This is a genomic window from Streptomyces racemochromogenes, from assembly GCF_044129415.1.
In the GTDB taxonomy this organism is placed as follows: Bacteria; Actinomycetota; Actinomycetes; order Streptomycetales; family Streptomycetaceae; genus Streptomyces; species Streptomyces racemochromogenes_A.
On sequence record NZ_JBBDHD010000002.1, the window covers coordinates 148,046 to 168,290 of the forward strand.

At 72.7% G+C, this 20,245-nt stretch carries 22 protein-coding genes; 10 read left to right on the forward strand and 12 right to left on the reverse strand.

What is annotated here, in order from left to right; genetic code table 11:
• Window positions 1–95: 95 nt before the first annotated feature.
• Entirely contained in the window at window positions 96–1,535 is a 1,440-nt protein-coding gene (locus WDV06_RS01650) for an NAD(P)H-quinone dehydrogenase (protein WP_395507757.1), read from the reverse strand.
• 183 nt (window positions 1,536–1,718) lie between these two features.
• Here WDV06_RS01650 and WDV06_RS01655 point away from each other — a divergent pair, with 183 nt between their 5' ends.
• The 3 genes from WDV06_RS01655 to WDV06_RS01665 all read left to right on the forward strand — a co-directional run bounded on the left by WDV06_RS01655 (window position 1,719) and on the right by WDV06_RS01665 (window position 4,836).
• Window positions 1,719–2,156 carry a gamma-glutamylcyclotransferase gene (locus WDV06_RS01655; protein ID WP_007266087.1) on the forward strand — a complete coding sequence of 146 codons (438 nt, stop codon included), beginning with the start codon at window positions 1,719–1,721 and terminating at the stop codon, window positions 2,154–2,156.
• A gap of 172 nt (window positions 2,157–2,328) precedes the next feature.
• Window positions 2,329–3,135, forward strand: coding sequence for a purine-nucleoside phosphorylase (locus tag WDV06_RS01660; protein WP_045949141.1), 807 nt, complete (start codon window positions 2,329–2,331; stop codon window positions 3,133–3,135).
• Between the two features lie 51 nt (window positions 3,136–3,186).
• Window positions 3,187–4,836, forward strand: coding sequence for a phospho-sugar mutase (locus WDV06_RS01665; RefSeq protein ID WP_395507758.1), 1,650 nt, complete (start codon window positions 3,187–3,189; stop codon window positions 4,834–4,836).
• Between the two features lie 82 nt (window positions 4,837–4,918).
• On the opposite strand, the gene WDV06_RS01670 is transcribed toward WDV06_RS01665, so the two are convergent.
• Window positions 4,919–5,902 (reverse strand): LysR family transcriptional regulator, encoded by a 984-nt coding sequence (locus WDV06_RS01670; RefSeq protein WP_395507759.1) that lies wholly within the window; start codon window positions 5,900–5,902, stop codon window positions 4,919–4,921.
• A gap of 71 nt (window positions 5,903–5,973) precedes the next feature.
• Here WDV06_RS01670 and WDV06_RS01675 point away from each other — a divergent pair, with 71 nt between their 5' ends.
• On the forward strand, window positions 5,974–6,630 hold the full coding sequence (locus WDV06_RS01675; RefSeq protein WP_395507760.1) for a maleylpyruvate isomerase family mycothiol-dependent enzyme: 657 nt from the start codon (window positions 5,974–5,976) through the stop codon (window positions 6,628–6,630).
• A 5-nt stretch (window positions 6,631–6,635) separates the two neighbouring features.
• Window positions 6,636–7,109: an anthrone oxygenase family protein gene (locus WDV06_RS01680; protein ID WP_395507761.1), complete on the forward strand. Its 474-nt coding sequence runs from the start codon at window positions 6,636–6,638 to the stop codon at window positions 7,107–7,109.
• A gap of 32 nt (window positions 7,110–7,141) precedes the next feature.
• Here the strand turns inward: WDV06_RS01680 and WDV06_RS01685 are convergent, their stop codons facing one another.
• The 3 genes from WDV06_RS01685 to afsQ1 all read right to left on the reverse strand — a co-directional run bounded on the left by WDV06_RS01685 (window position 7,142) and on the right by afsQ1 (window position 9,937).
• The gene (locus WDV06_RS01685; RefSeq protein WP_395507762.1) at window positions 7,142–7,690 is read right to left on the reverse strand and encodes a hypothetical protein; all 549 of its coding nucleotides are present in this window, start codon (window positions 7,688–7,690) and stop codon (window positions 7,142–7,144) included.
• Window positions 7,691–7,772: 82 nt separating this feature from the next.
• Complete coding sequence (locus WDV06_RS01690) at window positions 7,773–9,263, reverse strand: sensor histidine kinase (protein ID WP_395507763.1); 1,491 nt, start codon at window positions 9,261–9,263, stop codon at window positions 7,773–7,775.
• Entirely contained in the window at window positions 9,260–9,937 is a 678-nt protein-coding gene (afsQ1, locus tag WDV06_RS01695) for a two-component system response regulator AfsQ1 (RefSeq protein ID WP_185117195.1), read from the reverse strand. Before afsQ1 ends, WDV06_RS01690 begins: the two co-directional genes overlap by 4 nt.
• A gap of 207 nt (window positions 9,938–10,144) precedes the next feature.
• Between afsQ1 and WDV06_RS01700 the strand changes: the two genes are divergently transcribed.
• Window positions 10,145–10,846, forward strand: coding sequence for a SigE family RNA polymerase sigma factor (locus WDV06_RS01700; RefSeq protein WP_395507764.1), 702 nt, complete (start codon window positions 10,145–10,147; stop codon window positions 10,844–10,846).
• Between the two features lie 168 nt (window positions 10,847–11,014).
• Here the strand turns inward: WDV06_RS01700 and WDV06_RS01705 are convergent, their stop codons facing one another.
• Complete coding sequence (locus WDV06_RS01705; protein WP_395507765.1) at window positions 11,015–11,653, reverse strand: uridine kinase family protein; 639 nt, start codon at window positions 11,651–11,653, stop codon at window positions 11,015–11,017.
• 143 nt (window positions 11,654–11,796) lie between these two features.
• On the opposite strand from WDV06_RS01705, the gene WDV06_RS01710 reads away from it, so the two are divergent.
• Window positions 11,797–12,150: a hypothetical protein gene (locus WDV06_RS01710; protein ID WP_395507766.1), complete on the forward strand. Its 354-nt coding sequence runs from the start codon at window positions 11,797–11,799 to the stop codon at window positions 12,148–12,150.
• 80 nt (window positions 12,151–12,230) lie between these two features.
• On the opposite strand, the gene WDV06_RS01715 is transcribed toward WDV06_RS01710, so the two are convergent.
• From WDV06_RS01715 to deoC, 3 genes are read right to left on the reverse strand one after another with little or no spacing between them, the layout of a single operon-like run.
• Window positions 12,231–13,127, reverse strand: a complete 897-nt coding sequence (locus tag WDV06_RS01715) for an aldehyde dehydrogenase family protein (protein ID WP_395507767.1) — start codon at window positions 13,125–13,127, stop codon at window positions 12,231–12,233.
• The gene (locus WDV06_RS01720) at window positions 13,120–14,556 is read right to left on the reverse strand and encodes an aldehyde dehydrogenase family protein (protein WP_395507768.1); all 1,437 of its coding nucleotides are present in this window, start codon (window positions 14,554–14,556) and stop codon (window positions 13,120–13,122) included. The genes WDV06_RS01715 and WDV06_RS01720 overlap by 8 nt, the downstream gene beginning before the upstream one ends.
• Before the next feature lie 5 nt (window positions 14,557–14,561).
• Complete coding sequence (gene deoC, locus WDV06_RS01725; RefSeq protein WP_395507783.1) at window positions 14,562–15,524, reverse strand: deoxyribose-phosphate aldolase; 963 nt, start codon at window positions 15,522–15,524, stop codon at window positions 14,562–14,564.
• A 138-nt stretch (window positions 15,525–15,662) separates the two neighbouring features.
• Between deoC and WDV06_RS01730 the strand changes: the two genes are divergently transcribed.
• The 3 genes from WDV06_RS01730 to WDV06_RS01740 all read left to right on the forward strand — a co-directional run bounded on the left by WDV06_RS01730 (window position 15,663) and on the right by WDV06_RS01740 (window position 17,416).
• On the forward strand, window positions 15,663–16,286 hold the full coding sequence (locus WDV06_RS01730; RefSeq protein WP_395507769.1) for a PH domain-containing protein: 624 nt from the start codon (window positions 15,663–15,665) through the stop codon (window positions 16,284–16,286).
• Window positions 16,287–16,555: 269 nt separating this feature from the next.
• The gene (locus WDV06_RS01735) at window positions 16,556–17,146 is read left to right on the forward strand and encodes a VanZ family protein (RefSeq protein WP_395507770.1); all 591 of its coding nucleotides are present in this window, start codon (window positions 16,556–16,558) and stop codon (window positions 17,144–17,146) included.
• Window positions 17,147–17,203: 57 nt separating this feature from the next.
• The gene (locus WDV06_RS01740; protein ID WP_395507771.1) at window positions 17,204–17,416 is read left to right on the forward strand and encodes a PspC domain-containing protein; all 213 of its coding nucleotides are present in this window, start codon (window positions 17,204–17,206) and stop codon (window positions 17,414–17,416) included.
• Between the two features lie 21 nt (window positions 17,417–17,437).
• On the opposite strand, the gene WDV06_RS01745 is transcribed toward WDV06_RS01740, so the two are convergent.
• The 3 genes from WDV06_RS01745 to WDV06_RS01755 all read right to left on the reverse strand — a co-directional run bounded on the left by WDV06_RS01745 (window position 17,438) and on the right by WDV06_RS01755 (window position 19,873).
• Window positions 17,438–18,202, reverse strand: a complete 765-nt coding sequence (locus tag WDV06_RS01745; protein WP_395507772.1) for a hypothetical protein — start codon at window positions 18,200–18,202, stop codon at window positions 17,438–17,440.
• A gap of 127 nt (window positions 18,203–18,329) precedes the next feature.
• Window positions 18,330–18,584 (reverse strand): hypothetical protein, encoded by a 255-nt coding sequence (locus tag WDV06_RS01750; RefSeq protein ID WP_344163910.1) that lies wholly within the window; start codon window positions 18,582–18,584, stop codon window positions 18,330–18,332.
• 140 nt (window positions 18,585–18,724) lie between these two features.
• On the reverse strand, window positions 18,725–19,873 hold the full coding sequence (locus WDV06_RS01755; RefSeq protein ID WP_395507773.1) for an adenosine deaminase: 1,149 nt from the start codon (window positions 19,871–19,873) through the stop codon (window positions 18,725–18,727).
• Between the last annotated feature and the right edge of the window lie 372 nt (window positions 19,874–20,245).

Here is a 20,245-nt window from a genome sequence, read left to right on the forward strand (position 1 = left end):
TCGCCCGGCGCCCGCCCGGCGGCCCTCCCCGCTCCCGGGAATCCGCCCCAATCCCCGTACGGGAAGGGGCGGTTGATCCGGGCGCAGTCGCGGCCCTACGCCTCTGCGGCGGTCTTGCGCGTGTGCAGCTGACGGGCGACCTCGGCGATCGAACCGGACAGCGAGGGGTACACCGTGAACGCGTTTGCGATCTGCTCGACCGTCAGGTTGTTGTCCACGGCGATCGAGATGGGGTGGATCAGCTCGCTCGCGCGCGGCGAGACGACCACGCCGCCGACCACGATCCCGGTGCCCGGACGGCAGAACAGCTTCACGAAGCCGTCCCGGATGCCCTGCATCTTGGCGCGCGGGTTGCGCAGCAGGGGCAGCTTCACGACACGGGCGTCGATCTTCCCGGCGTCCACGTCGGCCTGGGTGTAACCGACAGTGGCGATCTCGGGGTCGGTGAAGACGTTCGAGGAGACCGTCTTCAGGTTCAGCGGGGCCACCGCGTCGCCGAGGAAGTGGTACATCGCGATGCGGCCCTGCATGGCGGCGACGGAGGCCAGCGCGAAGACGCCCGTGACGTCACCGGCGGCGTACACGCCCGGCGAGGACGTCCGCGAGACCTTGTCGGTCCAGATGTGGCCGGACTCCTTCAGCCGGACCCCGGACTCCTCCAGGTTCATGTCCCGGGTGTTGGGGATCGCACCGACCGCCATCAGGCAGTGGGTGCCGCTGATGACCCGGCCGTCGGAGAGGGTGACCTCCACCCGGTCGCCGACCCGCTTGGCGGACTCGGCGCGCGAGCGGCCGATGACGTTCATGCCGCGGCGGCGGAAGACGTCCTCCAGGACGGCGGCCGCGTCCGGGTCCTCGCCCGGCAGCACGCGGTCGCGGGAGGACACCAGCGTCACCCGGGAGCCCAGCGCCTGGTAGGCGCCGGCGAACTCGGCGCCGGTGACGCCGGAGCCGACCACGATGAGCTCCTCGGGGAGCTCCTCCAGGTCGTAGACCTGCGTCCAGTTCAGGATCCGCTCCCCGTCGGGCATCGCGTCGGGGATCTCCCGGGGGGTGCCGCCGGTGGCGATCAGGACGGCGTCCGCGGTGAGGATCGTCTCCGTGCCGTCGGCCGCGGTGACGATCACGTCCCGGGTGCCGTCGATGCCCTGCGGCCCGCCGAGCTTGCCGCGGCCGCGCAGGACGCGGGCGCCGGCCCGGGTCACGGAGGCGGTGATGTCGTGCGACTGGGCCAGCGCGAGGCGCTTCACGCGCCGGTTGACCTTGCCGAGGTCGACACCGACGACGCGGGCGGCCTGCTCGATGGGCGGGGTGTCGTCGGCGACGACGATGCCGAGCTCCTCGTACGAGGAGTCGAAGGTGGTCATGACCTCGGCGGTCGCGATGAGGGTCTTGGAGGGCACGCAGTCGGTCAGCACCGACGCCCCGCCCAGACCGTCGCAGTCGACGACGGTCACCTCCGCGCCGAGCTGGGCCCCCACCAGGGCCGCCTCATACCCGCCGGGTCCGCCGCCGATGATCACGATCCGGGTCACGAAAACTCCGCCTCACGTCTGCCCGGCCGGCTGCCGCCCCGGCCGGCGATCCGGGGGGTCTCCCCGGGGGATGCATTCCACGCCCATTGTCCCGCACGCTTCAAGGTGCTCCACTCCCGGTCCCGCCATCCGTGCGGCATCCGGGCACGCGTGCCGGGGCGCCCCTCCCGTACCCTCGACCTCATGTCGCTCTACGCCGCGTACGCCGGCAACCTCGACCCGCGGCTGATGACGCGCCGCGCTCCGCATTCGCCGCTGCGCGGCACGGGCTGGATCAACGACTGGCGGCTGACCTTCGGCGGCGAGCAGATGGGCTGGGAGGGCGCCCTCGCCACCATCGTGGAGGCCCCCCGCCAGCAGGTCTTCGTCGCCCTGTACGACATCGCGCCGCTGGACGAGGACTCCATGGACCGCTGGGAGGGCGTCGGCCTGGACATCTACCGCCGCATGCGGATCCGGGTGCACACGCTGGACGGCGAGGAGGCCGCCTGGTGCTACGTCCTCAACGGCTACGAGGGCGGCCTCCCCTCGGCCCGCTACCTGGGCGAGATCGCCGACGCGGCCGAGTCGGCCGGCGCCCCGCACGACTACGTGATGGAACTCCGCAAGCGCCCCTGCTGACGCAGGGCGGGGGCGGGGCGGGGCGGGCGGCTCCGCGCAGCGGTCCCCGCGCCCCCGCAGGGCCCTCACCACCCCCTCCGGGACGTTTCGGCGGAAACGACAAGGCAACGATCCGAACACCGTGAGCTGTGCCATCTACGCGCGTAGGCCAACAGCGGCTACGCTCGTCTGCGTGAACGCATCTGTTACCGACCCCTTCGCCGCCGCCGACGCCGCCGCCGCCCGCCTCCGCGAGCTCACCGGCGTCGAATCCCACGATGTCGCCCTCGTCATGGGCTCCGGCTGGGCCCCCGCCGCAGAGGCGCTCGGCGCGCCCGAGGCCGAGTTCCCGGTCACCGAGCTGCCCGGCTTCCCGCCGCCCGCCGTCGAGGGCCACGGCGGCAAGATCCGCTCGTACAAGATCGGCGACAAGCGCGCGCTGCTCTTCCTGGGCCGGACCCACTTCTACGAGGGCCGCGGCGTCGCCGCCGTCGCGCACGGCGTCCGTACCGCCGTCGCCGCCGGCTGCAAGACCGTCGTCCTCACCAACGGCTGCGGCGGCCTGCGCGAGGGCATGAAGCCCGGCCAGCCCGTCCTGATCAGCGACCACCTCAACCTCACCGCCACCTCTCCGATCGTCGGCGCGAACTTCGTGGACCTGACCGACCTGTACTCGCCGCGCCTGCGCGCGATGTGCAAGGAGATCGACGAGACCCTCGAAGAGGGCGTCTACGTCCAGTTCCCCGGCCCGCACTACGAGACCCCGGCCGAGATCAACATGATCCGCGTGATGGGCGCCGACCTGGTCGGGATGTCCACCGTGCTGGAGGCCATCGCCGCCCGTGAGGCCGGCGCCGAGGTGCTCGGCATCTCCCTGGTCACCAACCTGGCCGCGGGCCTGTCCGGCGAGCCGCTGAACCACGAAGAGGTCCTCCAGGCCGGCCGCGACTCCGCCGCCCGCATGGGCACCCTGCTCACGCAGGTCCTCGCCCGCATCTGATCGACGACCCGACTCGACGACCGACGACGTACGAGAGGTAAGGCGGAACCAGTGGAACAGGCACAGGACGACCTGCTCACCCGGGCGCGGACCTGGCTGGCGGAGGACCCCGACGAGGAGACCGCGGCCGAGCTGAGCGCGCTCATCGAGGCGGGCGACACCGCCGGGCTCGCCGACCGTTTCTCCGGCACGCTCCAGTTCGGCACCGCCGGACTGCGCGGGGAGATCGGCGCGGGCCCGATGCGGATGAACCGCTCGGTGGTCATCCGCGCCGCGGCGGGACTGGCGGCCTACCTGAAGGCCCAGGGGCACGAGGGCGGCCTGGTGGTCGTCGGCTACGACGCGCGCTACAAGTCCGCGGACTTCGCCCGCGACACCGCCGCCGTCATGACGGGCGCCGGCCTGCGCGCGGCCGTACTCCCCCGCCCCCTCCCCACACCGGTCCTCGCGTACGCGATAAGGCACCTGGGAGCCGTCGCCGGCGTCGAGGTGACCGCGAGCCACAACCCTCCGCGGGACAACGGCTACAAGGTCTACCTCGGCGACGGCTCGCAGATCGTCTCCCCGGCGGACGCCGAGATCGCGGCGGAGATCGACGCGATCGCCACCCTCGCCTCGGTCCCCCGCCCCTCGGACGGCTGGCTCCAGCTCGACGAGGAGGTCCTGGAGGCCTACCTGGCGCGCACGGACGCCGTCCTGACCCCCGGGTCCCCCCGTGGCGTGCGGACCGTGTACACGGCCATGCACGGCGTCGGCAAGGACGTCGTCCTGGCGGCCTTCGCCCGGCACGGCTTCCCCGCCCCGGTGCTCGTCACCGAGCAGGCGGAGCCGGACCCGGCCTTCCCGACGGTCGCCTTCCCCAACCCGGAGGAGCCGGGCGCGATGGACCTGGCCTTCGCCAGGGCCGCCGAGGTCCAGCCGGACATCGTGATCGCGAACGACCCGGACGCGGACCGCTGCGCGGTCGCCGTCCCCGACAACGGCGGCTGGCGCATGCTGCGCGGCGACGAGGTCGGCGCCCTCCTTGCGGCCCACCTGGTGCACAAGGGCGCCCAGGGCGTCTTCGCCGAGTCGATCGTCTCCTCGTCCCTCCTGGGCCGCATCGCCGAGGCGGCGAACCTCGGCTACGAGGAGACCCTGACGGGCTTCAAGTGGATCTCCCGCGTGGAGGGCCTGCGCTACGGCTACGAGGAGGCCCTCGGCTACTGCGTGGACCCCGAGGGCGTCCGCGACAAGGACGGCATCACCGCCGCCCTCCTGGTCGCCGAGCTGGCCTCGGAGCTCAAGGAGCAGGGCCGCACCCTGACCGACCTCCTGGACGACCTGGCGATGGCCCACGGCCTCCACCACACCGACCAGCTGTCGGTCCGCGTCGAGGACCTGTCGGTCATCGCCGACGCGATGGCGCGGCTGCGCGCGGAACCCCCGACGGCCCTGGCCGGCCTGCGGGTGGTCTCGGCGGAGGACCTCTCCCAGGGCACGGCGAAGCTCCCGCCCACGGACGGCCTGCGCTACTACCTGGAGGGCGACTACAAGGCCCGGGTCATCTGCCGCCCGTCGGGCACGGAGCCCAAGCTGAAGTGCTACCTGGAGGTCGTGGTCCCGGTGGCCGAAGCCGCGGACCTCGCCCCGGCCCGCGTCCGCGGCCAGGAAATCCTGGACACGGTGAAGAAGGACCTCGCGGCGGCGATGGGCCTGTAGGCCCTCCCGCCCACGCCGACGGCCCCCGCAGCTCCACCTGCGGGGGCCGTCGCCGTGGTGGCGCGCGGGGCTCACCGGTCGTTCAGGTGCCCGCCGGTCCGGGCCCCGCCCCTCCCGCCGTCGTGGTCGTCGTCGGCAGGCTCGCGCGCAGGCGTCCGCGGAGGCTGTCCAGGAGGGCCTTGGCCGCCGGGCTCGCGGGGCCGGTGGAGCGCCAGGCGAGGGCTATGCGGGCGCGCATGGCGGGGTCGACGATGGCCAGGGTCCGCACGGCGGTTCCGCCGACCGTGGCTCCGTCCCCGGCCTCCCGGTGCCCCTCCCCGCCCGGCAGTATGGCGACGCCCAGCCCCCGGGCCGCCAGTTGCACCAGCACCGGCGGCGCCGCCGCCTCGAAGGCGACCCGCGGCCGGAATCCCGCCCGCCCGCAGGCGCGTTCCAGCGCCGCCCGCACCCCGGTCCCGCGCGGCAGGCAGATCAGCGCCCGGTCGCGCAGGCCGGCCAGCGGCACACTCGTGGCGCCGGCCCGTTCGAAGAGCGGGTCCCCGGCCGCCGCCAGGGCCACGAGCGGGACGTCGATCACCGTCTGGAAGGACAGCCCGTGCGGCGGCGTCTCCTCGGTCGGCCCGAGGAGCGCCATGTCGAGCTCGCCGGCCAGCAGCGCCGTCTGCATCCGCTCCGACGAATCCTCGGTCAGTGCGATCTCCAGCGCCGGGTGGGCGTCGTGGAAGTCCGCCAGAAAGGAAGGGATGTCGAACGCGTGCCCCGCGGCTCCCGGGACCAGGCCCAGCGAGACCCGCCCGCGCAGCAGCCCGGTGAACGCGTCCGCCGTCTCCCGCACCGCGTCCGCGGCGGCCAGCGCCGCCCGCGCGTACGGCAGGACCGCCCGGCCGGTCTCGGTCAAGGTCACCGACCGGTGCGAGCGGTCGAGCAGCGGCTGCCCCAACTCCCGCTCCAGTTGCCGGATCTGTGCGCTCAGGCCCGGCTGGGCGAGGTGCAGCCGGGCGGCGGCACGCGTGAAGCCGCCCTCTTCGACGACGGTGACGAGGTAGCGCAGCTGCCGCAGTTCCATAACCGCCGATGCTAGAGGGCAGCAGAACCATCTATTGGCCCTATGGATCGCCCACCGGCAGGCTTGATCCCATGGAAAGCGCGACGGAACCCACCCCGGACCGGCAGGCCGCCCTCACGTCCGCCATCGCCGGCGAACGCCGCGAGCTGGCCGATCTCTTCGACACCCTGCGGGCCGAGGACTGGCAGGCGCCCAGCCTGTGTACGGGCTGGAGCGTCCGCGAGGTCGTCGCCCACATGTCCATGGGCTTCCGGCTCTCCCTCCCCGCCACCCTGGGTGAACTCCTCAAGGCGAGGGGCAGCCTCCACCGTATGACCGACCGGGTCGCCCGCCGGGACGCGGCCGCCCACTCCACCGCCGAGCTCAGCGCCTTCCTCCGCGACCACGCCCACCACCCGTGGACCCCGCCGGTCGGCGGGCTCCCGGCAGCCCTCGGCCACGACGTGGTCCACGGCCTGGACGTCACCACCGCCCTGGGGCTCGGCCGGCGCGTCCCGGAGGACCGGCTGCGCATCCTGCTCGACGAGATCCGGCCCCGCGGTCTGAGGTTCTTCGGCGTCGACCTGGCCGGCACACGGCTGTGCGCGGAGGACACGGGCTGGTCCTACGGGGCCGGGCCGACTCCGGTGTACGGGGCTGCCCAGGACCTCCTCCTGCTCGCCTTCGGCCGCCGTCTGCCGCCCGGCCGGCTCCGCGGCGAGGCGGCCGGCCGCTTCACCGGCCGGTGACGGCGGTGCGACGCACCCGACTCCTCCAGGCACTCGCCCTCTTCTCCACCGGCCTGCTGGCCGGCGCGTTCGGCTACGGCGCCGCCAACCTGGTCCCCGCCTTCAACGCCGTGCCGATCGGGATGCGGCTCGACTTCCACGCCGAGCTGATGAAGACGAACGGCATCACCATGCAGACCACGATGGCGGTCTCGGCCATCGGCACCCTCGCTCTGGCCGCCTCGCTGCGCGGCCGGACCCGCGTCCTGGCGGCCGCGGCGGGGTCCCTGACGGTGTCCTCGTTCCTGATCACGCGCTTCGGGAACGTCCCGATCAACGGCCGCATCAAGCAGTGGGCCGCCACCGCGCCACCGCCCGACCACGCGGAGATCCTGCGCCGCTGGGAGCTCTTCAACGACGCCCGCACCGCAACGGCCGCCCTCGCCTTCGCACTGCTCATCGCCCTCACCCTCAGGCGGCCGTCCGGCGAACGCACCTGAGCGACGCATGACGATCGGGGTCCCCGATCGGCTCAGGAGGCCGATGCCGACGGTGACGGCGAGCCGGTCGGGCGTACCAGTTCGCCCAGGGTCGGGGCCGATTCCGGGCGGCTGCGGACCGCGTCCGTGCACTCCCAGGCCCGCGGCGGGTCCACGTCCGGGCCGCCCAGGACCACGGGGCCCGGGCCGGCCGAGACGGCGTCGCTCGCCGAGAGGGTGCACACGATCTGGGCCAGGGCCACCGGCGGCAGGTCCTCGGGCTTGCGGCTCAGCCGGACCGTCCCCGCCGGGTCGCCGGGCCGGGCCGGGGCGGCCGACAGGCCGTCCGGGACGCCGGTGGTGAAGCCGCCCTCCCGTTCCTGCTCGGACGGGGTGCGCTCCAGCTCCTCCAGCAGGGCCTGCGCGACCAGCGTGACGGGGTCGCGCCCGGTCCGCTTGTCGGGCACCGGGACGACCCGCTCCACCGCCACCAGCTGCGATCCGCAGACCAGTTCGATCCTGGCCCGGAACCCCTGCACCCCGCTCTGCCCGGACGGCAGGTCCGGGGTGTCGCAGGAGACCCGCGACGGGGCGGGGCCCACGTCGACCGGAACGGTCGTGGCCCTGATCCCGCACCCGGTCAGGGAGAGGGAAAGGGAAAGAAGGGCGACAGCCGGCAGTGCCCTATGCGTCCGTGCCGCCACCGGCGATCACCTTCCCCACGTCCACCGGGAGCCGCAGCGTGAACACGGCCCCGCCTTCCGGGCCGTTCTCGGCCGTGATGTCGCCCCCGTGGATGTGCGCGTTCTCCATGGCGATCGACAGGCCCAGCCCGCTGCCGTCGGACTTCGGCCGGGACGCGCTGGCCTTGTAGAACCGGTCGAAGACGTGCGGCAGCACCTCCTCCGGGATGCCGGGCCCGTTGTCCTTGACCGCGACGACCAGCCACTCCCCGTCGACCCGGACCGACACCCGTACCGGCGATCCGCCGTGCTTGAGGGCGTTGCCGATCAGGTTGGCCAGGATCACGTCCAGCCGCCGCGGGTCGAGCCGCGCGACGATCCCGCGGCCGGCGTCGACCTCGACGGCGTCCAGCCAGGCCCGGGCGTCGATGCAGGCGGTGACCTGGTCGGCGACGTTCACGTCGTCGAGCACCAGCCGCGCCGTCCCCGCGTCGAAGCGGGTGACCTCCATCAGGTTCTCCACCAGGTCGTTCAGCCGCCGGGTCTCGCTGACCACCAGGCCCACCGCGGGAGCGATCATCGGGTCGAGGTCGTCGACCTCCTCCTCCAGCACCTCGGCGACAGCCGTCAACGCCGTCAGCGGCGTGCGCAGTTCGTGGCTCATGTCGGCGACGAACCGCCGGCTGGCCTCCTCCCGCGCGCTCATGTCGGCGACCTTCTTCTCCAGCGCCTCCGCCGTCCGGTTGAACGTCCGCGAGAGGTCCGCCAGTTCGTCGGTGCCCGATACGTCGAGCCGGTGGTCCAGCTCGCCCTCGCCGAGCCGCCGGGCCGCCTCGCCGAGCCGCTGGACGGGCTTGAGGACGGTCCGCGCCGCGGCCTGCGCGAGCAGCGCGGACCCGAGCAGGGCCAGCCCCGTCGCGATGGTCAGGGACCAGCCGAGCGCGTTGAGGTCGTCCCGTTCCGTCGCCAGGGACTTGTACATGTAGCCGGTGGGTCCGCCACCGACGATCCGCGTGCCGCCGACCAGGTACGGCTTGCCGCCGGGCTTCGTCCGCTGCCAGTACATGTGGTACTCGGCGTCGTTCGCGGCCGTGCTCTTCTGGCGGTCGTTCACCGCGTTCTGGAGGGACTTCGGTACGTCGTCCAGCCCGAACGAGTCCGCTCCCGCGGCACCGAACACCAGCCGCCTGTCCTTGCGTTCGTGGACGAGCAGCACGCTGTAGCCGGGGCTGCTGCCCGCCATCAGCTCGGCGGTGCGCTGCAGTTCCTCGGGGGTGGGGTCGGCGGGCAGGGCCGCGGCCCGGTTCTGCATCTCCTGGCGGAAGTCGCCCAGGGCCGCGTCCTGGGTACGGGTGAGCACCGCCTCGCGGTTGAGCCAGTAGGCGATTCCGGAGGCGGAGACGGCGGCCACCAGGGCGACCAGGGCGAACACCACGAGCAGCCGCACCCGCAGGCTGGTCCAGCGCCGGCCCGCGAAGAGGGCCTTGGTCACTGCGGGGAGTCCAAGCGGTAGCCGACGCCCCGGACCGTACGGATCAGGGTGGGCGACGAGGGCACTTCCTCGACCTTGGCGCGCAACCGCTGCACGCACGCGTCGACGAGCCGTGAGTCGCCCAGGTAGTCGTGCTCCCACACCAGCCGCAGCAGCTGCTGGCGGGACAGCGCCTGGCCGGGCCGGCGGCTGAGCTCCAGGAGCAGCCGCAGCTCGGTCGGGGTGAGCTGGAGGTCCTCGCCGTTCTTCGTGACCGTCATGGCCGCGCGGTCGATGACGAGGGACCCGAAGACGGCGGAGTCGCTGGCCTCGCGCTCGCCGCGGCGCAGCACGGCGCGGATGCGGGCGTCGAGCACGCGGCCCTGGACGGGCTTGACGACGTAGTCGTCCGCTCCGGACTCCAGTCCGACGACGACATCGATGTCGTCGCTGCGCGCGGTGAGCAGGATGATCGGCAGCTGGTCGGTGCGGCGGATCCTCCGGCACACCTCGAAGCCGTCGATCCCGGGCAGCATGACGTCGAGCACGATCAGGTCCGGCCGCTGCTCGCGCAGCAGTTTCAGGCCGTCCTCACCCGTCGCCGCGGTGGCCACACGGTGGCCCTGGCGAGTCAGGGAGAGTTCGAGGGCCGTGCGGATGGCGTCGTCGTCCTCGATCAGCAACAGGAAAGGCACGGGCTCATTCTGTCCCATCGGCCGTCGGGACTTCGACCGTCGCGCGCGACGGATCCGCCGGCGGTCCCCGCCGGGGGGTGCCGCAGGGCGGCCGAAGACGGCTGTGACAGGGCTGTGACAGTCGACGGACACGGCGGTTAAGTCGGCCGGGCAGTCTTTTGTCATCGAAGCACGGACCGAAGCAGACTCCACGACGGGGGGCGCGAGATGAACACGCTGCACAGCACCACCACCAGCGCGGTTGTCACGCGGCTGCACGACGCGAACCGCCGGGCAGGTGTCCGTACGGTGCCGGGCTCCCGGCGACAGGCTCGCGTCGTAGCCATTGACGCGAACCAGTACCAGGCGGTTCCCGCCCAGCGGACCCCTTCCTCCCCGTCCTCCTCCTCGGAGGCGGAGTTCACGGCGTACGTCCAGGAGCGGCGCGCGGCGCTGTACGCGACGGCCTTCCACCTCACCGGCGACCGCCACGAGGCCGAGGACCTGCTGCAGAGCGCCCTGTTCTCCACGTACCGGGCGTGGGACCGGATCAGCGACAAGGCGGCGGTGGGCGGCTACCTGCGCCGCACGATGACGAACCTGCACATCAGCGCGTGGCGTCGGCGCAAGCTCAACGAGTACCCGACGGAGGAGCTGCCGGAGACGGCCTCCGACACGGACGCGATGCGCGGTACGGAGCTGCGCGCGGTGCTCTGGCAGGCGCTGGCCCGGATCCCGGAGCCGCAGCGCACGATGCTGGTGCTGCGCTACTACGAGGGCCGCACGGACCCGGAGATCGCGGAGATCCTGGGCATCAGCGTCGGCACCGTGAAGTCGAGCATCTGGCGCTCGCTGCGCCGGCTGCGCGAGGACGAGGCGCTCAGCTTCGGGCGGGACGAGGCGGACTCCTTCGGGGAGCTCGTCGCGTAACGCGGAGACACACCACAGACCACCGGCCAGGGGGTCCGTCCTACGGGGGTGGGGCGGAGGCCACGGGGGGACGGGGGCGGGATCAGGCGGTCGGGGGTCCGCTCGGTCCCGCTCCCTCTTCGGCGCCCGGGCCGCTCACGCGGTCCGGGCGCCGCTTCGTGCGTACGGCTACGCCACCGCGCCGATCGCCGAGCGGTGGCGGCCCGCCGCCGCCGCGGCGAGCCGGCCCAGGGCCTCGTCACGGCCGCAGGCGTGGGCGCCGAGGGCGACGTGCCGGGCGACGATGCCGCGTTCGGCGCGCATCAGGCGCAGGCCCCGGCGCAGCAGGAACGGCAGGGACTTGCGCCCCTCGCGCAGGTCGCGGGCCAGCCGCCGGCGGAAGGTGGTGGAGGGGCGGCCGCGCAGGCAGATCGCGTCGGCGAGGAGGCCGAGCTCCTGGCAGCGGGCGGCGATGTCGGCGGCGAAGATGCCCTCCGCGATGAACAGCGGGGTGCGGGAGATGTCGAGGGTCTCCGTGCCGGTGCGCGAGCTGGTCGCGATGTCGTAGACGGGGACCTCGGTGCGGCCGGTGCGGCAGAGTTCGGCGACGGCGGCCACGGCGGTGTCGGCGTCCCAGGAGCCGGGCGAGTCCCAGTCGATGTCCGAGCTGCCCTCGACCAGGGGGAGGGTCGGGTCCGTCTGCTCCTTGTAGAAGTCGTCCAGTCGCAGTACGGGCAGGCCCGAGCGGGCCGCCAGCGAGGACTTGCCGGAACCCGAGGGGCCGGTCAGGAGCACGACGCGCGTCGGAAGGGGAGATGAACAGCTCACGGGAGACCAGTGTGAGGCATGACCCGGCGTATCGGCACACTGCGGACAGCCCCTGCGACCGGTCTCACACGGCGGGTTGGAACCGGGGACACCGCCTCGACTACTCTGTGTGCGCACGCGACTACGACCACAGGCGGGAACCAATGGCACGTCACGCAGCCTCCGACTCCTCCTCCAAGAAGCTCCGCTCCGCCGGGCTGACCCTCTCCATGGCCGGGGCGGCCCTGGCCATGGCGGCCGGCGGGGCGCAGGCCGGGGAACTGGACCCGGCGGCGGCCGTCGCCGGGGTCGTCGACCCGATCGCGAACCTGAAGGTGAACCCCCTCGCCCACACCGGCGTGGACCCGCTGGACAACGGGGTGGGCACCAAGGTCGCCGACTTCCCGGCGGTGGGCACCACGATGGTGACGGGGGTGCTGACGCAGGGGCCGTCGGTGAAGGAGATCCCGCAGGCGGCCGTGGGCTCGCTGCTCGGGCCGGTCCTGCCGAAGTCCTGACGGCGTCACGGCGCGCGAAGGCCCCGGCAGCACGGGGGAGGTGGCTGCCGGGGCCGGTTCGCGCGGGGGTCCCGGTGCGACTAGTACGAGGAGCCGCCCGAGCCCAGCGACCCGGTGGGGTGCCAGACCGTCTTGGTCTCCAGGAACGCCGTCATGCGCGAGGTGCCCGGGTCGGCGGCCCAGTCGTCCACAGGCTGGGGACGCAGGACGCGCTTGAGGTTGTCGGCCGCCGCGATCTCCAGCTCCTTGGCCAGGGCCGTGTCCGCGCCCGCGAGGTCGATCGCGTTGACGTCCTGGTGGGCCGCGAGGTGCGGGCCCATCTCGGCGGCCTTGCCGGAGAGGATGTTGACGACGCCGCCCGGCAGGTCGGAGGTGGCGAGCACCTCGCCCAGGGAGAGGGCGGGCAGCGGGGCCTTCTCGCTGGCGATGACGACGGCGGTGTTGCCCGTCGCGATCACCGGGGCGATCACCGAGACCAGGCCGAGGAAGGACGAGTCCTGCGGGGCCACGACCGTGACGACGCCGGTCGGCTCGGGGGTGGAGAGGTTGAAGAAGGGGCCCGCCACGGGGTTGGCCGCGCCCACGACCTGGCCGATCTTGTCGGTCCAGCCCGCGTACCAGACCCAGCGGTCGATGGCCGCGTCCACGACTGCCGCCGCCTTGGACTTCGACAGCCCCTCGGCCTCGCCGACCTCGCGGACGAACTGGTCCCGGCGGCCCTCCAGCATCTCGGCGATGCGGTAGAGGATCTGGCCGCGGTTGTACGCGGTCGCGCCCGCCCAGCCGCCGAAGGCCTTGCGCGCGGCGACGACCGCGTCACGGGCGTCCTTGCGGGAGGACAGCGGGGCGTTGGCCAGCCACTTCCCCTTCGAGTCGGTCACCTCGTACACCCGGCCGCTCTCGGAGCGGGGGAACTTGCCCCCGACGTACAGCTTGTAGGTCTTGAAGACGTTCAGACGCACAGAGGTCTCAGACATCGAGGTAGGCCTCCAGACCGTGGCGGCCGCCCTCGCGGCCGAAGCCCGACTCCTTGTAGCCGCCGAAGGGCGAGGTCGGGTCGAACTTGTTGAACGTGTTGGCCCAGACAACGCCCGCGCGGAGCTTGTTCGCGACCGCGAGGATGCGGCTGCCCTTCTCCGTCCAGATGCCGGCGGAGAGGCCGTACTGGCTGTTGTTGGCCTTGGCGACGGCCTCGTCCGGGGTGCGGAACGTCAGCACGGACAGGACCGGGCCGAAGATCTCGTCACGGGCGACGGTGTGCGCCTGGGTGACGTTCGTGAAGAGCGTCGGGGCGAACCAGTAGCCGGCGGACGGCAGCTCGCAGGCCGGGGACCAGCGCTCGGCGCCCTCGGCCTCGCCGGTGTCGGCCAGGGCCGTGATCCGGGCGAGCTGCTCGGCGGAGTTGATCGCGCCGATGTCGGTGTTCTTGTCGAGCGGGTCGCCCAGGCGCAGGGTGCTCAGGCGGCGCTTGAGGGAGTCGAGGAGCTCGTCGTGGATCGACTCCTGGACCAGGAGGCGGGAGCCCGCGCAGCAGACCTGGCCCTGGTTGAAGAAGATGCCGTTGACGATGCCCTCGACGGCCTGGTCGATGGGGGCGTCGTCGAAGACGATGTTGGCGCCCTTGCCGCCCAGCTCCAGGGTGACCTTCTTGTCGGTGCCGGCGATCTGGCGGGCGATGGCCTTGCCGACCGCGGTGGAGCCGGTGAAGGCGACCTTGTTGACGTCGGGGTGGGCGACGAGTTCGGCGCCCGCGTCCCCGTAGCCGGGGATGATGTTGACGACGCCCTTGGGGAGACCGGCCTGGCGGCAGATGTCCGCGAAGAACAGCGCCGAGAGGGGGGTGGTCTCCGCCGGCTTGAGGACGACGGTGTTGCCGGTGGCGAGCGCCGGGGCGATCTTCCACGCGAGCATCAGCAGCGGGAAGTTCCACGGGATGACCTGGCCGGCCACGCCGAGCGGGCGCGGGTTCGCGCCGTAGCCCGCGTGGTCGAGCTTGTCGGCCCAGCCCGCGTAGTAGAAGAAGTGGGCGGCGACCAGGGGGAGGTCCGCGTCGCGGGTCTCCTTGATCGGCTTGCCGTTGTCCAGGGTCTCCAGGACGGCGAGCTCGCGGCTGCGCTCCTGGATGATCCGGGCGATGCGGAAGAGGTACTTGGCGCGCTCGGAGCCCGGCAGCGCGGACCACTTCTCGAAGGCGCGGCGGGCGGCCTTCACGGCACGGTCGACGTCGGCGGCGCCGGCCTGGGCGACCTCGGCCAGGACCTCCTCGCTGGAGGGGCTGACGGTCTTGAAGACCTTGCCGTCGGCGGCGTCGGTGAACTCGCCGTCGATGAAGAGCCCGTAGGAGGGGGCGATGTCGACGACCGAGCGGGACTCGGGAGCCGGTGCGTACTCGAAGAGGGAAGCCATGGTGATCAGTCCACCGTCACGTAGTCGGGGCCGGAGTAACGCCCGGTGCTCAGCTTCTGGCGCTGCATGAGCAGGTCGTTCAGCAGGCTGGAGGCGCCGAAGCGGAACCACTCGTTGGTCAGCCAGTCCTCGCCCGCGGTCTCGTTGACCAGGACCAGGAACTTGATGGCGTCCTTGGTGGTCCGGATGCCGCCGGCCGGCTTCACGCCGATCTGGATTCCAGTCTGCGCCTTGAAGTCGCGGACGGCTTCGAGCATCAGCAGGGTGTTGGCGGGGGTGGCGTTGACGCCCACCTTGCCGGTGGAGGTCTTGATGAAGTCGGCGCCCGCGAGCATGCCGATCCAGGAGGCGCGGCGGATGTTGTCGTACGTCGACAGCTCGCCGGTCTCGAAGATGACCTTCAGCCGGGCGGCGGTGCCGTCCTCGCGGACGCACGCCTCCTTGACGGCCTTGATCAGCTCGTACGTCTCCAGGTAGCGGCCGGCGAGGAAGGCGCCACGGTCGATGACCATGTCGATCTCGTCGGCGCCCGCGGCGACGGCGTCACGGGTGTCCGCCAGCTTGACCGGGAGGGCGGCGCGGCCCGCCGGGAAGGCGGTGGCGACGGAGGCGACCTTGACGTCGGCGCCGTTCAGCGCCGCCTTGGCGGTGGCCACCATGTCGGGGTAGACGCAGACCGCGGCGGTCATGGGCGTCGTACGGTCGAGGGGGTCGGGGTTGACGGCCTTGGCGGCGAGCGACCGGACCTTGCCGGGGGTGTCCGCACCCTCCAGCGTCGTCAGGTCGATCATCGAGATGGCCAGGTCGATGGCGTACGCCTTGGCCGTCGTCTTGATCGAGCGGGTGCCGAGGGCGGCCGCGCGGGCCTCCAGTCCGACTGCGTCGACGCCGGGCAGCCCGTGCAGGAAGCGGCGCAGCGCGCTGTCGGACGTCGTCACGTCAGCGAATGCGGTGAGGGTGGTGGGCATGGTCACCAGATGAGCATATCTACGCGCGTAGCGACCTGTCACCCCCCGCGTGCACATCTGGGCGTGACATCGACCATCGGTGCACACCGCACCCGTGCACCGGTGGCCGCCGGGCGGGCATGCGGCACAATCGGCGGCATGACCACACCCTCCCCCCATGAGCCGGCCTTCGCCGATCGCGTCTACCGCTCCCCCATGGCCGTCGTCACCGGGGTGCTGATCCTGGCGATGATCGTCTGGCTCTGCGGGGACGCCGTCGTGCGCGGCGTGGGCAGCGGCCGCTGGATCGGGCTGGCCGCGGCGCTGTGCGCCGTACCGCTGACCGTGGCGTTCACCATCCGGCCGGCCGTCTTCGCCAACGAGGACCGGATGCGGATCCGCAACCCGTTCCGGAACATCGAGCTGCCCTGGGGAGCCGTCGACGCGGTGCGTGCCGGGTACTCGGCGGAGGTGCTGGCGGACGGGGCGAAGTACCAGCTCTGGTCGGTGCCGGTGTCGCTGCGCGAGCGCAAGAAGGCGAACCGCTCGGCCGCCCGGCACGAGGCGCCGGGCGCCAAGGGGTCCGGCGGCGCGGGCGGGCCGGCCGCACCCGTCGCGCGGGCCTCCGCCGACAAGGCCGTGGACGAGATGACCGAGCTCGCCGAGCGCGGGGCCGGCCGGCCGGGCGCGCAGGGCCCGGTCTCCGTGCGGTGGGCCTGGGAGATCATCGCCCCGGCGGTCGTGGGCGCGGCGGCGCTCGCCGTGCTGCTGGTCGTCAAGTAGGACGCCCGCGGGGCCCGGCGCCCCGGCGGGGTACGCCGCCACCGAGGCGGGGTGCGAGCCCTGCGAGCGGCTCACCGGTCTCGCCGACCGGGCGGAGCGATACGCGGCGGTGAACGCCGCCGGGCGGCGGCCGGGCGGGACCGGGTACGGGCAGGCCGCGGGTACCGGGCGGGCCGGACGTTGGTACCGGGCGGGAGCGGGTGCCGGGCGGGCCGAGACGGCGGGGGCCGGCCGGAACCGTCGCCACCGGGGGCGGCGTCCTCGATGGTGTGCACCGTCATGAGGGCAGCGGCAGCGCCGCCACCGCCACACAGCTCCCGGTCCGTCCGCGCCTCCTGAGCGGGGCCCTGCTGGCCGCGCACCTGCTGCTCGTCGGATGGCTCACCCTCAGTCCACTGGACGTCCCCTGGGCGGCGGCCGCGAACCTGACCCCGCTGGAGGGGATCCGGGCGGACCTGGCGATGGGGCCTCTGGAGGCCGCGCGGCGGATCGGGGAGGGGCTGGCGCTGCTGGCCCCGCTGGGGGTGCTGCTGCCGCTGGCCGGCGGCCGGCTGGAGCCCGGCCCGCTGGCCGCATGGTCCTCCCTGGCGCGTACGGCGGCGGCGGCCGTACTGATCTCGCTGAGCATCGAGATGCTCCAGACGGCGGTCCCGGGGCGGGTGCTGGACGTGGACGCCCTGCTGCTGAACACGGCCGGGGTGGTGATCGCGCACGCGGCGGTCGTCCCGGTGCTGCGGGCCCGGCTGCGCAGGCCCCTGACCTCCCCCGACGGCGTTCCTCAGGGGAACACCCCGAGAATTCCCAGGGTCGGGCTCGGCCCGTGGACCGACGTTCTGTCGGCGGTACCGCGCGAGTATTGATTCATCGCGCCGAGCACAGAAGGAAAGCGCGCGAATCCCGATGCGAAGGAGAACACCATGAGCGCGCTGGCCCGCCCCCGTGACGGACGGATGATCGGCGGCGTCTGCGCCGGACTGGCCAAGCGGTACGGAATGAAGCCCCGCACGATGCGGCTCATCTTCGTCCTGTCCTGCCTGCTGCCCGGCCCCCAGTTCCTGATCTACCTGGCGCTGTGGGTGCTGATCCCGAACGAGAAGCCGGGCGTCGGCACGGCGAACACCGCCTGGTGACCGTCCGCCCTCCGGCCGGGATCAACCGGCCTTGCGGATCTTCTCCAGCTGCTTGTCGGCGACTTCCTGCGGTACGGCCGCCTTCTGGCCGGCGGCCGCCACGTTGAGGGCCATCAGCCGTACGACGCTGGAGCCCTCGCGGACGACGACGAGGTGGACCTGCGCCGACACGCCCTCGGCGGCGGCGGTCGTGGTCCAGCTGACGCTCTCGTCACCGGCGGTCTTGAACGGGACCGCCTTCACGTCCCGGTAGGTCCCGCTCTGCTTCTGCACGGTGGCGGTGAAACCGGAACCGCAGGCCGCGACGGCCTCGCGGAGACGGGAGACGACCTTCTTGGCGTCGCTCTCGTCGTAGGAGCTGACGGAGGCGGAGACGGCGAGGCCGACCTGCTTCTGGGAGCCGATGCCCCGGTTGACGGTCTCGTGCGCGGCCGGGTCGGGCTTGTCGCCCATGATGTCGGCGAGCGGCTGGCAGGCCTTCTTGTCGGCCTGCGGCTGACCGGCGGGGGCGTTCGGGTTCTTGCCCTGCGCGGAGACCTGGTAGCCGGGGAGGTCGCCCTGTTCCAGCGCGGAGCGCTCCAGGCGGGCGTCCTTGGCCTTCGGGGCCGGCGAGGCGGGCGCGGGCGCGCCGGACGGGGTGGCGGCGGCCGCGGAACCCTTGGGGTCCGGTCCCTTGCCGGCCGCGGGGGCGTCCGTACCGCTGCTGCAACCGACGGCCCCGAGGAGCAGGGCGGGGAGCAGCGCGAACGTCGTCGCGGGCGCTGTGAATCGTGCCGTGATGCGCATGACCGAACCTCATACCCCGTACGTCGGCGGGCAGTTGGTGGTGATCGTGGCACACCGTGCGGCGTGGCGCACACCGCCTCGAAGGGGTGTGCGCCACGCGTGCGGGCGTGCGAATCCGGGCTCCGGATCAGCCGCCGAGGCCGGGCAGCGGGGGCAGGCCGCCGAGCAGCTGGCTGACCGGGGCGGCGGGGTCGCTCTGGCCACCCTGCTGGGCCTGGTCCGTCTGGTTGGTGACGGCGCTGGCGGTGCTGGTGACGGTGCCGAGGGCGTCCGTCAGGTTCGGGGTGGGGAGCGCCGAGGCGGAGGCGGTACCCGCGGCACCCGCGGCGAGGGCGGCACCAATGACAGCGACACCGAGGGACTTGGCAGCAGACTGCTTCATGAAAAATCGTCCTTGCGACGGGGAATCGAGCGGCTCCGCAAACTAGTCACTTCAAACCCCCTCCCGCAAACATCCTCAAATATGAGGAAGCGCCCGGGGCGTCATGCTCCCGGGCGCATTCCCTACCGTCATTCCATGGCCTAGGCCGATACAGATCCGCTGGTCGAAGCGGTCTGACGGAAAAGCCACTCGGACTTCAGCTCCGCATAACCGGGCTTGATCACGTCGTTGATCATCGCCAGTCGTTCATCGAAAGGAATGAACGCGGACTTCATCGCATTGACGGTGAACCACTGCATGTCGTCGAGCGAGTAGCCGAAGGCGTCGACCAGGTGCTCGAACTCGCGGCTCATGCTCGTACCGCTCATCAGCCGGTTGTCGGTGTTCACCGTCAGCCGGAAGTGGAGCTTGCGCAGCAGACCGATCGGGTGCTCGGCGTACGAGGCGGCCGCGGCGGTCTGCAGGTTCGAGGTCGGGCACATCTCCAGGGGGATGCGCTTGTCCCGGACGTACGAGGCCAGGCGGCCGAGCTTCACGGATCCGTCGGCGGCGACCTCGATGTCGTCGATGATCTTCACGCCGTGACCCAGTCGGTCGGCGCCGCACCACTGGAGGGCCTGCCAGATCGACGGGAGGCCGAAGGCCTCGCCGGCGTGGATGGTGAAGTGGTTGTTCTCGCGCTTGAGGTACTCGAACGCGTCGAGGTGGCGGGTGGGGGGGAACCCGGCCTCGGCGCCGGCGATGTCGAAGCCGACCACGCCGTTGTCGCGGTAGCGGTTGGCCAGCTCGGCGATCTCCAGCGCGCGGGCGGCGTGGCGCATGGCGGTCAGCAGGGCACCGACGCGGATGCGGTGGCCGTTGGCCTTGGCGCGGCGCTCGCCCTCGCGGAAGCCGTCGTTGACCGCCTCGACGACCTCTTCGAGGGTCAGGCCGGCCTCCAGGTGCTGCTCGGGGGCGTAGCGGATCTCGGCGTACACGACGCCGTCCTCGGCCAGGTCCTCGGCGCACTCGGCGGCGACCCGGAAGAGGGCCTCCTTCGTCTGCATGACGGCGCAGGTGTGCGCGAACGTCTCCAGGTAGCGCGGGAGGGAGCCGGAGTCGGCGGCGTCGCGGAACCAGACGCCCAGCTTGTCGGCGTCGGTCTCGGGCAGCTTGTCGTAGCCGACGCGGGCGGCCAGCTCGATGATGGTGCCGGGCCGCAGACCACCGTCGAGGTGGTCGTGCAGCAGCACCTTCGGGGAGCGGCGGATCTGGTCCGGGGTCGGCTTTTCGGTGGTCTCGCTCGTCATCCCGGCACTCTACTCCTACGCGCGTAGAGCAACCCGTCGGCGGCGGGCGTCGATATGTAACAGAGACCGTACGGACGGGTGGCATACACCTGCCGGTCTGAGACTGTTCCGCCATGGCACAGCATGCGCCGCCGGCGCGCGGGGCCCGCCTGGGGCGGGCGGCCGGCGCGAACGGCCCGGAGTCGATGGTCAGTGGTGTGGTCCTCCTGCTCCCCGGGGCGTCCAGGATCGCCCCCGGTCCGCTGGGGCCCCCCGCGCGGGGGGGGGGCCCGGGGGGGGGGGGGGGGCCGGGGGGGGCCTGCCATTGGTGGTCCGGGGTCTCCGTCAGGGCCCAGGGGGTGGTGGGGTGGTCGCTCACGAGTGCGAGTGTCC

What these genes read in the sequence shown, in the direction of transcription:
- WDV06_RS01655 (WP_007266087.1), top strand. Translation starts at nt 1,719, where the DNA reads ATGTCGCTCTACGCCGCGTACGCCGGCAACCTCGACCCGCGGCTGATG.
- WDV06_RS01670 (WP_395507759.1), bottom strand. Translation starts at nt 5,902, where the DNA reads ATGGAACTGCGGCAGCTGCGCTACCTCGTCACCGTCGTCGAAGAGGGC.
- WDV06_RS01675 (WP_395507760.1), top strand. Translation starts at nt 5,974, where the DNA reads ATGGAAAGCGCGACGGAACCCACCCCGGACCGGCAGGCCGCCCTCACG.
- WDV06_RS01700 (WP_395507764.1), top strand. Translation starts at nt 10,145, where the DNA reads ATGAACACGCTGCACAGCACCACCACCAGCGCGGTTGTCACGCGGCTG.
- WDV06_RS01710 (WP_395507766.1), top strand. Translation starts at nt 11,797, where the DNA reads ATGGCACGTCACGCAGCCTCCGACTCCTCCTCCAAGAAGCTCCGCTCC.
- WDV06_RS01715 (WP_395507767.1), bottom strand. Translation starts at nt 13,127, where the DNA reads ATGTCTGAGACCTCTGTGCGTCTGAACGTCTTCAAGACCTACAAGCTG.
- WDV06_RS01720 (WP_395507768.1), bottom strand. Translation starts at nt 14,556, where the DNA reads ATGGCTTCCCTCTTCGAGTACGCACCGGCTCCCGAGTCCCGCTCGGTC.
- deoC (WP_395507783.1), bottom strand. Translation starts at nt 15,524, where the DNA reads ATGCCCACCACCCTCACCGCATTCGCTGACGTGACGACGTCCGACAGC.
- WDV06_RS01730 (WP_395507769.1), top strand. Translation starts at nt 15,663, where the DNA reads ATGACCACACCCTCCCCCCATGAGCCGGCCTTCGCCGATCGCGTCTAC.
- WDV06_RS01740 (WP_395507771.1), top strand. Translation starts at nt 17,204, where the DNA reads ATGAGCGCGCTGGCCCGCCCCCGTGACGGACGGATGATCGGCGGCGTC.
- WDV06_RS01745 (WP_395507772.1), bottom strand. Translation starts at nt 18,202, where the DNA reads ATGCGCATCACGGCACGATTCACAGCGCCCGCGACGACGTTCGCGCTG.
- WDV06_RS01750 (WP_344163910.1), bottom strand. Translation starts at nt 18,584, where the DNA reads ATGAAGCAGTCTGCTGCCAAGTCCCTCGGTGTCGCTGTCATTGGTGCC.
- WDV06_RS01755 (WP_395507773.1), bottom strand. Translation starts at nt 19,873, where the DNA reads ATGACGAGCGAGACCACCGAAAAGCCGACCCCGGACCAGATCCGCCGC.